The sequence below is a fragment of the Streptomyces sp. CA-210063 genome (genome assembly GCF_024612015.1).
Lineage (GTDB): Bacteria > Actinomycetota > Actinomycetes > Streptomycetales > Streptomycetaceae > Streptomyces.
In genome coordinates this window covers 554,739-568,178 of record NZ_CP102512.1, presented here as the reverse complement: position 1 = coordinate 568,178, position 13,440 = coordinate 554,739, and the positions used below count along the sequence as shown (strand labels likewise).

Below are 13,440 nucleotides of genomic sequence, written 5' to 3'. Positions count from 1 at the left end.
AGGTATGGAACCGAAAGACCCACAGGAGCACTGAGTGACACAACCCGCCATCGCGGAAGGTCTGTTGACCTGGTCACGCGAACACGGCCTCGTCCCCGGCCAGGCCCAGGGCGGACGCCTCCTCGTCGCGGACTCGTGGCTGCTGCGCGACGGACGGGTGCGCGGCTTCGACCGGCACCGCGAACGGTTCCTGCGGTCCTGCGGCGAGTGCGGCGCACCGCCCCTGGGCCAGGTCGTCGACTTCTGGCAGGACATGACCCGCGCGCTGCCGCGCACGGGCGAGTGGTTCCCCCGGGTGGAACTCGCCGCCGGCTCGCTGGAGTTGAGGCTTCTGCTCCGGCACGCGCCGCCCATCACGGCCGAGGTACGGGTGTGGGCGGCCGGCCAGCCCGACCCGCGTACCGTGCCCCGCCGCAAGGGACCTGATCTGGACGCCCTGGCCCGCGTACGCAGACGGGCGTCCGGCGCGGACGCCGACGAGGCCGTGTTGATCGCGCCCTCCGGCCTGGTGCTGGAGGCCGCCAACTCCAGCCTGTTCTGGTGGGAGGACGACACCCTCTGTCTGCCGCCGCCCCGCCTGCCCCTCCTCGCCGGCGTGACCATGGCCCTCGTCCAGGAGCGGGCCGCCCGCACCGGCGTCCGGGTCGCCCACCGCGAGCGCTCCCTGGCCGAGCTGGACGGCCGCGAGGTGTGGCTCGTCAACGCCCTCCACGGCATCCGCCCGGTCGCCGCGTGGACCGGCCGGCCGATGACCCCGGGCCGGGCCGTGCACGCCCCGGAATGGCGGAAATGGCTGGACAGCCTGATGGAGCCGCTGCCGGACCACTGAATCCACAGCGATATACGGGCATGCAGAAGCGCCGGGCCGAAGGAAATTCGGCCCGGCGCCAAAAGTCATTTCTGAATTGTCGGGGAATGGGTTCCCGGGGGCTTCGGGACTACTTCTGGACGGGCTGGTAGGCGCCCGGCACCATCCGTGTCGCGATCGCGATCCGGTTGTACGCGTTGATCACGGTGGCCGCCCAGATCAGCGCCGCGATCTGCTCCTCGTCGAAGACCTCCGCGGCCGTCGCGTAGACGTCGTCGGGCACATGCCCGTCATGTACCAAGGTCACAGCCTCGGTCAGCGCCAGGGCGGCGCGCTCGCGGGCGGTGAAGAAGGGGGTCTCGCGCCAGGCGCTGAGCGCGTAGATCCGCTGCTCGGTCTCGCCCTGCGCACGGGCGTCCTTGGTGTGCATGTCCAGGCAGAACGCGCAGCCGTTGATCTGCGAGGCGCGAATTCTGATCAGTTCGAGGATCTCCGGCTCGACCTTCGCGTCCCGCGCCGCGGAAACGGCGGCACCGTGCAGGGAGCCCATCGCTCCGGACACGTCGGGCGTGATTTTCTTCAGGGCCACGCGAGATATGGAATCGCTGTTGCTCATGGGGAGAACTCTATATCTGAATTTCCGGCCGTGTAACTGTTTCGTCTCGACAGGAGCCGTCCCACAACCGTCACCCCCGATCGCCTGTCTAGGCATACAGAGCCAGCAGAGCGCGCGAAAGGGAAGGCTTGCCATGGGGGACATAGGCAGAAGAGGCGCAGTCGCACTCACCATCACAGGACTGCTGACACCGCTCACGCTCGCGTTGGGCACCGCGCCCGCGCAGGCGGCGAGTTGCACGACGTCGACGGGGCCGTACCAGAAGCAGGTGGAGAGGTTCCTCGGCCGACCGGTCGACGGCAAGCAGTCCACCGCCGACTGCAAGGCCATCAAGGCCTTCCAGACCAAGCACGGCATCACACCGAACATCGGCTACGCCGGATCCGTCACCTGGGGTGTGATGGACCTGATGAACAAGCAGAAGGCCGTCGGCAAGAACCCCAACAAGGCGGGCACGTGCCCGACCAACAAGGGCCGCATCGCCTGCGTGAACCTGACCCTCCAGCTGAGCTGGATCCAGGACGGCAAGAAGCTCGTCTACGGGCCGGTCCCGGTCCGTACGGGCCGCGACGGCTACGAGACCCGCACCGGCCTGAAGAAGATCTACTGGCGGAACATCGACCACGTCTCGTCCATCTACCACGTGCCCATGCCCTACGCCCAGTTCTTCGACGGCGGCCAGGCCTTCCACTCCGTCGGCGTCAGCATGTGGAACCCGCCCGGCTCCCACGGCTGCGTCAACATGACCAGGACCGACGCCAAGAAGTACTGGTCGCTGCTGAAGAAGGGCGACGACGTCTACGTGTACGGCCGCAAGCCGGGCACCTGACAGGCAACCGGGAGCCCGGCTCGGCGAGGGTGGCGAAACGTCACGCCTCGGGGGCGTCCCCGAAGTCCGGGATCTCCAGCCGCACCCCACCCTGCCGCGCGGACTCGTGCGCGACGATGCCCGGCAGGGTGTAGCGGGCCGCCACCCAGGCGTTCACCGACGGCAGCGTCCGGGTGTTGACCGCGGTCACGAAGTCGTCCACCAGGAAGTGGTGGCTGCCCTCGTGCCCGTTGTGCAGATGGTCGAACTCCCGCGGCAGCCGCGACCGGTCGTGCACCGGCGCCGACCCGGAGGTGAAGGCGGCCCGCAGATCCGGCGCGATGTGCTGGAGCGAGGGGTCGTCAGGAGACAGGGTGGGCTTCGGCTCAAGCAGCTCACTGATGTCCTTCACCCCCTTCTTGTCCTGCCAGAACGCCACCGTGGCCAGCTGCTCCATGCTCGCGTCCGTGCCGAAGAACCGGAAACGCGACTCACGGATCTGCGAGGGGTAGCCGACCCGCCGGAACTCGTTCGTGCGGAACGACCCGCCGCCCGCCACCTCGAACAGGGCGGTGGCATTGGAGAAGTCGTTGCCGAACTGGCTGACGTCCTTGTCGAACACCCCGTCCCCGCGCCCGTCCACGACCCCGATCGCCGACACGCTCACCGCGTGCGTCCGCCAGGCGCCGAGCACCCCGCCCACCGAGTGTGTCGGGTACAGCAGCGGGGGATAGCTGGCCGTCTGCTTCCAGTTCTCGCCGCCGCTGTACTGGTAGGCCTCGTAGAACCCCAGGTCCATGTCGTGGACGTAGTCGCCCTCGGCGTAGAAGATCCGCCCGAACGCGCCCTCCGCGATCTGGTTGCGGGCGTGCACGGTCGCCGGGTTGTACTGGCTCGTCTCACCCATCATGTACGTCAGCCCGGTGGCTTCGACCGCGTCGATGATCGCCGCGATCTCCTCGGTGGTGATGGCCATGGGGACCGCGGAGTAGACGTGCTTGCCGGCGTCGAGGCCTTGGAGCACCAGCGGGCCATGCGTCCACCGCTGGGTGAAGATCGCGACCGCGTCGACGGCCGCCGACTCCAGCATCGCCTGGTACGAGGGGAACGTGCCGGCCAAGCCCTGGGCGGCCGCGAGCTCTTCGGCTCGCTCGGGCAGCAGATCGGTGACGTACACGTCGCCGACGCCGGGGTGCGCCTGGAACAGCGTGGCGAACTGACCGGAGAACTGGCCGGCGCCGACGATGCCGAGGTTGAACGTCATGGAAGAGGTGTCCTTCACTGGTCGAGGCTCCTCCCGCTTACTTTCACGGCGGAAGAATTGTGCCGTCAAGGGGTGGGGATCATCTTTTGCGGTGAGTGGCCTGGCACCTAGAGTGCGCCTATTATTTCCATGACAGAAGAAACGTGTGGGAGCCTGACCCTCATGACCGCACTCGCTGCCAGCTGGCTGCCGCTCAGTTCCGGGGAACGCGCGGTGGCGATCGAGGTGCTCGTGCACGGCCCGCTCTCGCGCACGGAACTCGCCCGGCGGCTCGGCCTGTCCGCGGGCAGCCTCACCCGGCTGACGAAACCGCTGATCGAGTCGGGACTGCTGGTCGAGACCGCCGAGGGCGCCGCGCTCCCCGAAGTCCGTCAGGGGCGCCCCTCGCAGCCGCTGGACATCGTCGCCGAGTCCCGCTCCTTCATCGGTTTCAAGATCACCGACGACATGGTGTACGGCGTGGTCACCACGCTCAGGAGCGAGATCGTCACCCGCTACGACCGCCCGCTCACCACGCACGAGCCGGAGCGCGTCGCCGACCTGCTCGCCGAGATGGCCGGCGAACTCGCCCGCACCCACCCCTCGCTCGCCGGTATCGGCATAGGGGTCGGCGGTCTGGTCCGGCAGCGGGCGGTCGTCGGGGAGTCTCCCTTCCTGTCGTGGCGCGACGTGCCGCTGGCCGAACTCGTCGAGGAGCGCACCGGGTTGCCGGTCGTCGTCGAGAACGATGTCGCCGCGTTCGTCGAGGCGGAGACCTGGTTCGGCGCGGGGCGTGGCCTCGACCGGTTCGTCGTCCTCACGATCGGCGCGGGCATCGGCTACGGGCTCGTCCTGGGCGGCAAGCGGGTCGCCCACGACGAGCAGGACCGGGGCTTCGGCCGCCACTGGATCGTGGACCCCGGCGGACCGCTCACCCCGGACGGGGAGCGGGGCAGCGCCGTCTCACTGCTGAGCATCCCCAGCATCCGCTACCAGATCCAGGCGGCGACCGGACGTGAGATGTCGTACGAGGAGATCCTGGCCGGGGCGGCCGAGGGGGAACCGATGTGTGCGCGGGTCATCGGCGAGGCGGGGCGGGCGCTCGGCACGCTGGTGGCCCAGATCTCCAACTTCGTGATGCCGCAGAAGATCCTGCTCGCGGGGGAGGGGGTGGGGCTGATGGGGGTCGCGGAGAAGGCGATGGACGAGGCCGTCCGTGCTCATCGTCATCCGCTGGCCGCTCCCGTGCCGTTGGAGACCAAGGTGTCCGACTTCCATGACTGGGCGCGAGGGGCGGCGGTGCTGGCCATTCAGGTGCTTGTGCTCGGGACCGTGGAGGCGTAAACGCAGAGTGATCAGCTTCACGGTCCGTAATGTCTGAAGTGGGATCTTTACTCACGTCGGCTTCACGTTCGAGGACATATGGTTTACAGCATGTCCACTACCCCTGATGTCGTCCTGGAAAGATCGGAAACACCGGTAAGAACGGCCGCCGAGGTCAACGAGGAGATCCGGGCGCTCTGGTTCCGGAGCGGTGGGACGTTGAACATGGAGCAGCGGAGCGAGTACGAGCGCCTTGTCCTGGAGTGGGCCGCCGTTTCGTAGTTCGTCGGCTGTGGGCCGGTGGGGGCTGGTCGCGCCCACGCGGCGGAGCCGCATATCGATACAGCCCCGCGCCCCTTACAGGGCGCGCCCACCGGGCGCGCCCAAGCCGTGGGCCTCTCAGCCCCAACTCTGTGAATACTGGCGGCGGTATGCCTGCCTGTCCTGTTCCGTGCGGATGAAGCGGGTTGCCGCCAGGGCCACCAGGCTGCCGGCGACGACCAGGAGGCCCGGGCCCACGTTGCGGGGGTCGGCGAGACGGTCGATGAGGTCGGAGGCGGCCTCGATGGACTCGACGGATTCCACGGCGCCCGGTTCGGCGGAGCCCGGGGCGGCGGCGCCCTGGGAGTCGTCGTCGGAGGAGCCGTCGGCCGCGCCGGTCGGCTGGACGGGGGACTGGGGCAGGCCGGCCAGCTCGACGCCGAAATCGTCCAGGGCGTCGGAGAGCGGCTGGAAGAACGTCGTACCGCCCTGCTCGCAGTCGCCGTTGCCGCCCGAGGTCACACCCAGGGCAACGCCCTCCGAGAAGAGCGGGCCGCCGCTGTCGCCCGGCTCGGCGCAGACCGTCGTCTCGATGAGCCCGCTGACCGTGCCCTCGGGGTAGTTGACCGTGGCGTCGAGGCCGGTCACCTCGCCGTTGCGGAGGCCGGTGGTGCTGCCGCTGCGGAAGACCCGCTGGCCGACCGCCGCGTCACCGACCGAGGTGATGCGCACCCCCTGGCCGTCACCGACGGCGACGACGTTGGTCGAGTTGCTCGGCGCGTCCTGGAGGTACTGGACGAGCGAGGAGTCACCGCCCGGGAAGTTGGACTCGATCGTCCGGCCGATCTCCTGCCGGCCCTGGTTGTCCGAGAACCAGACGGAACCGGCGGGACCACAGTGCCCGGCGGTCAGCATGAACTCGTTCTCGCCGTCGGTCACGTTGAAGCCGATCGAACAGCGCCCGCCGGTACCGAAGATCGGCTGGGCGCCGTTGAGCCGCATCGTGTACGCGCCCTCGGTGCGCTCCATCCGCACGGAACCGCCGATCTCCTCGGCGAGGTCCGTGAGGCTCGACCAGTCGTCGGCAGAGACCGTGCTGTCGGCCCGCACCACGACCTCGTTCGAGGCGGGGTCGATGGCCCAGGAGGTGCCCGGCACCCGGGGCGCCGAACGCAGCGCCTCCGTGGCGGACTTCAGGTCCTCGGCGCTGTACTCGACCATCTTGGGGCGGGCGCCCGCCTGTTTGACCTCGGCGGCCGCCTTCTCGTCGGTGACCGCGACGACCGGGCTGCCGTCGTCCGCGATCCAGGTCCCCGCCGTACGGGAGGAGCCGAGTTCGCTCACCAGACCGTTTCCGGTGCCGGACGCGGCCAGCACCGAACTCCGGGTCGCGGGCGGGGAGGTGGTGGTCTCGGTCGCCATCGCCGCCTGCGTGAGCATCAGGGCTCCACAGAGCAGTCCACCGACGGCCGTCAGCCGCGCCACCCGCTTCACGACTCGTCGTCGTGCGTGCCTCATTACTTGGCTCCCGAACCCCGTCCGACACGGTGTCAACACCGCGAGGGCGTCCGGTCCTTGAGCGCCCTCCTTTCATACGTGCGGACGTGGGCGCGTGTTCACCAGTCGGCGTCGACGTATCCCAGTGTCCGGTTCATGGCGATCGCGCGCGCGTTGGCCGGGTGGTGCACCGTACGGATGGTGCTCACCCCGCAGATCCCGGCGAAGCCGATGCCGAAGGTCTTCATGGCCACCGAGATGCCGCGCCCCCGGTGGCAGGCCCGCACTCCGGTCATCTCGTTGAACACGAATCCGGACGTCCGCCGGTCCGAGGTCGCCGCCATGCCGACCCACTGGCCGCCGTCGATGGCCAGCACGACACCGCGCGGATCGTAGGCGGGCACCTCGAAGCGGAGCCGGTGGTACTCGTCGTAGTCGTGGAAGTCGCCGCGCTCCGGGATGTCCGCCGAGCACTCCTTGTTGAGTTCGTACAACGCCCGGCGGTGTTCCGGGGTGTCGCCGAGTTCGGAGAGCGTCGTCAGCCGGATGCCGGACGTCCGGCACTTGTCGACATACGGCTGGAAACGGGCCAGGTCGAAGTCGGTGACGTCCAGTTGGAGCCGGACCCGGTCGATCGCCATCAGCGCTTGCCTCCCACTCCGCAGTACATGGCCACTTCCGCCGGTTCCTCGGACGGGGGATCGCCGGTGATCTCCGGCCGCCAGCGCGTGCACGAGACGATGCCCGGCTCGAGGAGGTCGAGCCCGTCGAAGAAGCGGGCGATCGCCTCCGGCGTGCGCTGGGTCAGCGGCGGGACGCCGTGCGCGTTCCACCAGGCGGCCGCGACGTCCACGTCGGCCCACTCCGGGCCGGTGATGGTGTGCGAGAGCACCAGATGACTGCCGCCGGGCAAAGCGTCCATCAGGCGGCGCGCGATGCCGTACGGGTCCTCGTCCTCGCGGATGAAGGCCAGCACGTCGAGCAGCATCAGCGCGACCGGCTGGGTCAGGTCCAGGGTTCTCGCGGCGTGTTCGAGGATCGAGTCGACGTTGCGCAGATCCTCGTCGACGTGGTCCGTACGGCCCTCGGGTGAGCTTGTCAGCAGGGCGCGGGCGTGCACCAGGACCAGCGGGTCGTTGTCGACGTAGACGATCCGGGCGTCCGGGGCGATGCGCTGGGCGACCTCGTGGGTGTTCTCCGCGGTCGGCAGGCCGGCGCCGATGTCCAGGAACTGCCGGATTCCCACGTCGGCGGCCAGATGACGCACGGCCCGCCCCAGGAACTGCCGGTCCGCGAGGGCGTAGTCGCCGATGCTCGGATGCAGTCGGCGTATCTCGTCCCCGGCCTTCCGGTCGACCTCGTAGTAGTCCCCGCCGCCGAGCCAGTAGTTCCAGATCCGCGCCGCCGCCGGCCGCGTGGTGACGATGCGGCTGTTCAGCGACGAGAAGGGGAAGTCCGAGGCTGCCGGGTTGTCCGTCACGGCGTCAACTCCTGGATCTTCTGTGAAGGTGCTTCATCCCTCGGGCAATGTAGACCCGCCGGTTGGTATTTGCCGACACTTCGGCGATCTTCACAGGGGCCGGGTCCGACCCCTACTCGTCGTCCTCGTTGTCCCGTGGACATCATCGCGCAAGTGGCCCCGGGGAGACGGCGATTGATCGTCGAGACCCCTCTACTAATCAGTAACTTCCAGGTAGTCTCCCGGCCACTAATGGGCATGACCATGACGAGCGCGGCGAAGGTTCCATCGACCTCGCCGCTTTGACATGAGAAAAAGGGGACGAACATGACAGCAAGCGGTGTGGGACGCCGCATCACGACGGTCGCCGCGGTGGCCGTACTGGGTCTGGGCGCTTCGGTGACCGCGGCGGTTCCGGCCGCCGCCGCGCCGAGCACGGCCGCGGTCAGCGCGACCGCCGCCGCCGAGGTGGACTACGCGACCTGGCAGTCGGACGTGAAGGCCGCCATCGGCACGGCCACCCCGTACATACAGCAGCGCACCGCGAACGCCTCGGGGCAGAAGCTCGCCATCGTCTTCGACATCGACAACACGACGCTGGAGACGCACTACACCCCCTGGTACCAGCTGCCCACCCCGGCGCTGAAGCCCTCCCTGGCACTGGCCAAGTACGCCAAGTCCCGTGGGGTCGACGTCTTCTTCGTCACCGCCCGCCCGGGCATCATCGCGAGCATCACCGAGTGGAACCTGGAGAGCGTCGGCTACCCCGTCGACGGCCTCTACGTCCGCGACCTGCCCGACCTGTTCGACGAGGTCTCCGCCTACAAGACCGCGTCGCGCGCCGACATCGAGTCGGACGGCTACACGATCATCGCGAACGTCGGCAACAACACCACCGACCTCGTCGGCGGTCACGCCGAGCGCACCTTCAAGCTGCCCGACTACGACGGCCTGCTCGACTGACGCCGCTTCACCGCTCGCTCCTGGGCGTACGGCCGCCGGCTCCCGCCGACGGCCGTACCCCTAGACTCCCGCCATGGCCGACGACACCTCGCTCGACGCGCTCGGCGCGGGCAAGTACCTGCTGATCACCACCTACCGCAAGAACGGCACCGCCGTCCCGACGCCGGTCTGGGTGGTGCGGGACGGGGACGCGCTCGGCATCTGGACGGTCGCGGACTCCTGGAAGGTCAAGCGCATCCGGAACCGCGCCGACGTCCTCGTCGGCCCCTGCGACCTGCGCGGCAACCCCACCGGCGACTCCGTCCCCGCCCGCGCCGAGATCCTCGACGCGACCGGCTCCGCCGCCTACCGCCGGCTCATCGCCCGCAAGTACGGCGTCCTCGGCCGCCTCACCCTCCTCGGCAGCCGCCTGCGCCGGGGCGCCGACGGGACGGTCGGCATCCGCGTCGCGCTCACGCCGTGAGCTGAGCGGGGCTCGACGGCACCGCGTCAGGCGTAGAACGGCCCTGGTGTGGTCCAGGTCGTCCTGCCGAACACGTTCGGGTCATCGATGCCGATCTTCACATTGGTGACCTTGAGGCCGTACTGGGTCGCCGTCGTCCCCTCTGGGCAATTCACTTCCACCGCCGGGAAGTTGACGAAGAAGGGCGGCCCGAAGTCCTGGTCCGGATAGCTCCTGAACTGGGAGAGCAGCCAGTTGCTGTCCGGCGTGTAGTACACCGGCGACAAGGGCTGCTGTTCCGTGCGGACCACGAAGCTCGTGCTGTGGTCGAAGGTGCCGTCCGGCAGAAGGCAGCCGAACGTGCGGGCCGTGTCCGCGTACGCGCTGAAGTAGCCGCCGGCGCTGCTCAGTCCGGCGAGATAGCCGGGCTGGTTGCGGACGTTGTGCAGCTTGACGCCGAGCTCGAAGCCGCCGCAGCCCGGCGTCGCGTAGTACTGGTGGTACCGCAACAGGCACTGGCGGTCGCCGTCGGAGGCGGTGGGATCCGGGTTGTAGGGCTGGGGCACGACGGTCCGGCGGAACTCGACGGTGGCCGAGATGCCGCCCTCGGTGGGTGCCGGGATCTCGACCGTGGTGTCGGCCTGGGCCGACCCCGGCCCGACAAGGACCAGGGCGGCCCCCGCGAGTAAGGCGACGGTCAGTCGCGCCAACAGTGCGCGCATGCTTCTCATGTGTCGGATTCCCCCTCCGTGCACCGGGTGCACGCTCACTCGAACTGTGACATGGGCACGCTACCGGCATAGAGGGATCTCACCCGGCAAACGCCCCAACCCTCACAAACGGAACGCAGGACCCGCTGCCCTCCTGGCGGCCCGTCACGGACGGTCGTCCGCGTGCCCCGTCCGCCACGCCCACGCCGCGATCTCCACCCGGTTCCGGGCGGCGAGCTTGAGCTGGATGCTGCCGAGATGGGTCTTGACCGTGGAGAGGGAGACGAACATCGAGGCGGCGATCTCGGCGTTGGTGTGCCCGAGGGCCACCAGCCGTACGACGTCGAGTTCCCGCTCGGTCAGCGGCTCCTGGGGACGCGGCGCCTCGGGGCCGGGGGCCGTGTCCGGTTCCGCCGTGACGTGCTTCAGGAGCCGGACCGTGACCGACGGCGACACCAGCGAGTCGCCCACCGCGGCCGCCCGTACGGCCTCGGCCAGCAGGGTCGGCCCCGAGTCCTTGAGCAGGAAGCCGCAGGCGCCGCCGCGCAACGCCCCGTAGACGTACTCGTCGAGGTCGAACGTGGTCACCACGACCACCCGCAGCGGATCGGCCACGCCCGGACCGGCCAGCAGCCGGGTGGCCTCCAGACCGTCCAGCTTCGGCATACGGATGTCCAGCAGGCACACATCGGGCCGCACCTCACGCGCCAGCCGCACGGCCGTCTCGCCGTCGGCGGCCTCGGCGACCACGGTGATGTCCGGCTGTGCGTCGAGGAAGAAACGGAAGCCGGTGCGGACCATGTCCTGGTCGTCGGCGATCAGGACGCGGATCGGGCTGCGGTCGTTCATGGGCGCATCATGCCTGAGGGACGGAGGGGAGGACGGGACGAGGGTGGGTCAGTCGGGGCTCGCGGGAGGTTTCGAGTGTCCAAGAGCTCGATCGAATCGGTGAGCGGGCGCGTGCGGGCCGTATGGGGCCGGTCGCGCAGTTCCCCGGCCCCTACAGGGCGCTCACGCCACCGTGTACTGGCTGTAGCCGCTCACCCGGCCGTCGCGTACCTGGAGGATGCGGTCGCAGTGGGCCGCCACCTCGGCGTCGTGGGTGACCATGACCAGGGAGGCGCCCTGGTCCCGGGTGACCGAGGTGAGGAGGCGGACGACCTCCTCGCCGGTGGACTGGTCGAGGGCGCCCGTGGGCTCGTCGGCGAAGACGACGTCGGGTTCCACGGCGAGGGCGCGGGCGATGGCGACGCGCTGGGCCTGGCCGCCGGAGAGCTGGCCGGGGCGGCGGTGCTCCAGGCCCGCGAGGCCGAGCGGGGCGAACCAGCGGCGGGCCCGCTGCACGGCCTGGCGGCGGGGCATCCCCTCCAGCATCAGCGGGAGGGCGACGTTCTCCTCGGCGGGCAGTTCGGGCAGCAACTGGCCGAACTGGAAGACGAATCCGAAGCGCTTGCGGCGCAGGGCGCTGAGCTTGTTCTCGCCCCAGTGGTCGATGCGTTCGCCGCGCAGCAGCACCTGGCCGTCGTCGGGGCGGATGATGCCGGCGAGGGTGTGGAGCAGAGTCGACTTGCCGGAGCCGGACGGGCCCATGATGGCCAGGGACTCGCGCGCGGCGACCTCCACGTCCACGCCGGCGAGGGCGGTGGTGGGGCCGTACTTCTTGATGAGGCCGTTGCCGGCCAGGACGGTGCTCATGAGGGGTGAGGGGTCCTTTCCGGTCCGGACTAGGCGCGCTCGAACGTCCAGGTGACGCTGGAGGCGTCGGCCTTGACGACGGTGACGGGGATGGAGAGGTCCTTGCCGCCGCCGTCCCGCGCGGTGCACATCACCTCGGTGCCGGCCACCGCCTTGAGGTCGGGGCACTCCAGGCCGGACGTCTCGCCGCCGATCCAGGGCAGCGGGCTGTACTTCGACATGGTGCGACCGGCGACGATCTTCCCGCTGAGCGCCTTGTGGCCGTCGACGGTCACGGTGGTGGACTCGTCGAGCCCGGTGGTCGACTCGGTGCCGCTCATCGCGTAGGTGAGGGCTCCGCCGCCGACGGCCAGGGCCGCCACCGCGGCACCGGTGATGAGGAGGGGCGTGCGTTCCATGAGGTGCTCCTGGTGGAGAGGGGGTGGGGTTGCGACACCCAACCTCTCCCGGCGGCGGGGACGCCCGCCTCGGCCGAACGGCCAGGCTTCCCGGCCCGCCGGTCGGCTCCCTCGGCCGTACGGCCGATACGGCGGACACCGGGGCTGCCTGCTCCGATCCGCGTGAACCTCGCCCCCGACACCAAGGAACCCGCGTGCGGCGCCACCGGACGGCCGGTGCGCCCCGCCAAGCGGTCGCCGTGCTCCCGGTCGGCCCGGTGAGCGCCGGGTGGACTGAACCGTCGGGTCGGACTTCCCGTATCTCCTCACGGGGATGGCGGGAGACCGCGTGCACGGAAGGAGAACAGCGTGTCGAAACCGCCCGAACCGGGCCGGACGGCGAAGCGTCCCACGATCGAGCCCACCTACGTCATGCGCCGGCGCCGGACCGAGGCCCTGGCGGAACTGCTGCGTGAGTTCGAGCTGTACAAGGGGACGACCGCCCCGAACGACGAGTACGAGACCGTCGCCGTACCGCCGGCACGCGCACCGGAGCCGCCGCCGGCACGCGCACCGGAGCCGCCGCCCGCACCGGAACCGCCTCCCGCTCCCCGGCGGATCCTGCCCCGGACGGAGTACGAGACCGAGGAATTGCCCCCGGTCATGGTCGGCGAGGACTTCGGCTCCGGCACGGCCCCGCGCGGTGAGCGACGGCAGCGGCGGCGCCCGGCACCCGGCGGCGGATCCGGGCTGAAGCGCGCCGCGGTGGTCGTCGGCGTCGGCGCGGCGGCCCTGATCGGCTTCGGCGCCGCGCTCCTGCTGCCCGGCGGCGACACGGAGAAGGAGGCGCGGGCCGTCACCCCGACGCCCACCCCGTCGGCCCCCGCCACCTCGGCCCCGCCCCGGAACGACGGCGTTGACCCGGACGGCCCCGGCACCCTCCGCGAGGGCGACAGCGGACCCGAGGTCTCCGAACTCCAGCAACGGCTGCGCCGTATCCCGAATGTGTACGACAACGGCTCCACCTCCGGCGAGTACGACGGCGTACTGAAGGAGGCGGTGGCGCGCTTCCAGCTCTGGTACGGCATCAGGGGCGACGAGACGGGCGTGTACGGCAACGACACCCGCCAGGACCTCGAATCCCGCACCGCTCTCTAGGCGCACGGCGGGGCCGCGACCGGCGGTACGCCACGGGTGTATCCGGGTTGTTGCCCCGCCTAGGACGGACCATCCTTGCC

The 13,440-nt window shown here is 70.0% G+C and carries 16 protein-coding genes; 7 read left to right on the top strand and 9 right to left on the bottom strand.

The window, feature by feature from the left end:
- Window positions 1–34 precede the first annotated feature (34 nt).
- Window positions 35–829 carry an aminotransferase class IV gene (locus JIX56_RS02450; RefSeq protein ID WP_257537094.1) on the top strand — a complete coding sequence of 265 codons (795 nt, stop codon included), beginning with the start codon at window positions 35–37 and terminating at the stop codon, window positions 827–829.
- A 109-nt stretch (window positions 830–938) separates the two neighbouring features.
- Here the strand turns inward: JIX56_RS02450 and JIX56_RS02445 are convergent, their stop codons facing one another.
- On the bottom strand, window positions 939–1,424 hold the full coding sequence (locus JIX56_RS02445; RefSeq protein ID WP_257537093.1) for a carboxymuconolactone decarboxylase family protein: 486 nt from the start codon (window positions 1,422–1,424) through the stop codon (window positions 939–941).
- A gap of 133 nt (window positions 1,425–1,557) precedes the next feature.
- On the opposite strand from JIX56_RS02445, the gene JIX56_RS02440 reads away from it, so the two are divergent.
- Entirely contained in the window at window positions 1,558–2,253 is a 696-nt protein-coding gene (locus JIX56_RS02440; protein WP_257537092.1) for a L,D-transpeptidase family protein, read from the top strand.
- A gap of 40 nt (window positions 2,254–2,293) precedes the next feature.
- Here JIX56_RS02440 and JIX56_RS02435 read toward each other — a convergent pair whose 3' ends face one another.
- The gene (locus tag JIX56_RS02435) at window positions 2,294–3,496 is read right to left on the bottom strand and encodes a Gfo/Idh/MocA family protein (protein WP_257537091.1); all 1,203 of its coding nucleotides are present in this window, start codon (window positions 3,494–3,496) and stop codon (window positions 2,294–2,296) included.
- 162 nt (window positions 3,497–3,658) lie between these two features.
- Here JIX56_RS02435 and JIX56_RS02430 point away from each other — a divergent pair, with 162 nt between their 5' ends.
- Both JIX56_RS02430 and JIX56_RS02425 read left to right on the top strand, forming a co-directional pair.
- Window positions 3,659–4,819 carry an ROK family transcriptional regulator gene (locus JIX56_RS02430; protein WP_257537090.1) on the top strand — a complete coding sequence of 387 codons (1,161 nt, stop codon included), beginning with the start codon at window positions 3,659–3,661 and terminating at the stop codon, window positions 4,817–4,819.
- A 78-nt stretch (window positions 4,820–4,897) separates the two neighbouring features.
- Complete coding sequence (locus tag JIX56_RS02425; protein ID WP_257537089.1) at window positions 4,898–5,080, top strand: hypothetical protein; 183 nt, start codon at window positions 4,898–4,900, stop codon at window positions 5,078–5,080.
- A 117-nt stretch (window positions 5,081–5,197) separates the two neighbouring features.
- Here the strand turns inward: JIX56_RS02425 and JIX56_RS02420 are convergent, their stop codons facing one another.
- The 3 genes from JIX56_RS02420 to JIX56_RS02410 form a co-directional block, all read right to left on the bottom strand.
- Window positions 5,198–6,577 (bottom strand): S1 family peptidase, encoded by a 1,380-nt coding sequence (locus JIX56_RS02420; protein WP_257537088.1) that lies wholly within the window; start codon window positions 6,575–6,577, stop codon window positions 5,198–5,200.
- 98 nt (window positions 6,578–6,675) lie between these two features.
- The gene (locus JIX56_RS02415) at window positions 6,676–7,197 is read right to left on the bottom strand and encodes a GNAT family N-acetyltransferase (RefSeq protein ID WP_257537087.1); all 522 of its coding nucleotides are present in this window, start codon (window positions 7,195–7,197) and stop codon (window positions 6,676–6,678) included.
- Window positions 7,197–8,036 carry an SAM-dependent methyltransferase gene (locus JIX56_RS02410; protein WP_257537086.1) on the bottom strand — a complete coding sequence of 280 codons (840 nt, stop codon included), beginning with the start codon at window positions 8,034–8,036 and terminating at the stop codon, window positions 7,197–7,199. Before JIX56_RS02410 ends, JIX56_RS02415 begins: the two co-directional genes overlap by 1 nt.
- A gap of 306 nt (window positions 8,037–8,342) precedes the next feature.
- On the opposite strand from JIX56_RS02410, the gene JIX56_RS02405 reads away from it, so the two are divergent.
- A complete protein-coding gene (locus JIX56_RS02405; RefSeq protein ID WP_257537085.1) occupies window positions 8,343–8,978 on the top strand; it encodes an HAD family acid phosphatase in 636 nt (211 codons plus the stop codon).
- A 73-nt stretch (window positions 8,979–9,051) separates the two neighbouring features.
- Window positions 9,052–9,441 carry a PPOX class F420-dependent oxidoreductase gene (locus tag JIX56_RS02400; RefSeq protein ID WP_257537084.1) on the top strand — a complete coding sequence of 130 codons (390 nt, stop codon included), beginning with the start codon at window positions 9,052–9,054 and terminating at the stop codon, window positions 9,439–9,441.
- A 26-nt stretch (window positions 9,442–9,467) separates the two neighbouring features.
- Here the strand turns inward: JIX56_RS02400 and JIX56_RS02395 are convergent, their stop codons facing one another.
- The 4 genes from JIX56_RS02395 to JIX56_RS02380 all read right to left on the bottom strand — a co-directional run bounded on the left by JIX56_RS02395 (window position 9,468) and on the right by JIX56_RS02380 (window position 12,223).
- Complete coding sequence (locus JIX56_RS02395) at window positions 9,468–10,151, bottom strand: hypothetical protein (RefSeq protein WP_257537083.1); 684 nt, start codon at window positions 10,149–10,151, stop codon at window positions 9,468–9,470.
- 144 nt (window positions 10,152–10,295) lie between these two features.
- Complete coding sequence (locus tag JIX56_RS02390) at window positions 10,296–10,979, bottom strand: response regulator (RefSeq protein WP_257537082.1); 684 nt, start codon at window positions 10,977–10,979, stop codon at window positions 10,296–10,298.
- A 162-nt stretch (window positions 10,980–11,141) separates the two neighbouring features.
- Complete coding sequence (locus tag JIX56_RS02385; protein WP_257537081.1) at window positions 11,142–11,825, bottom strand: ABC transporter ATP-binding protein; 684 nt, start codon at window positions 11,823–11,825, stop codon at window positions 11,142–11,144.
- A 29-nt stretch (window positions 11,826–11,854) separates the two neighbouring features.
- On the bottom strand, window positions 11,855–12,223 hold the full coding sequence (locus JIX56_RS02380; RefSeq protein WP_257537080.1) for a hypothetical protein: 369 nt from the start codon (window positions 12,221–12,223) through the stop codon (window positions 11,855–11,857).
- Between the two features lie 348 nt (window positions 12,224–12,571).
- Here JIX56_RS02380 and JIX56_RS02375 point away from each other — a divergent pair, with 348 nt between their 5' ends.
- Window positions 12,572–13,360 carry a peptidoglycan-binding domain-containing protein gene (locus JIX56_RS02375; RefSeq protein WP_257537079.1) on the top strand — a complete coding sequence of 263 codons (789 nt, stop codon included), beginning with the start codon at window positions 12,572–12,574 and terminating at the stop codon, window positions 13,358–13,360.
- The last annotated feature ends 80 nt before the right edge of the window (window positions 13,361–13,440 follow it).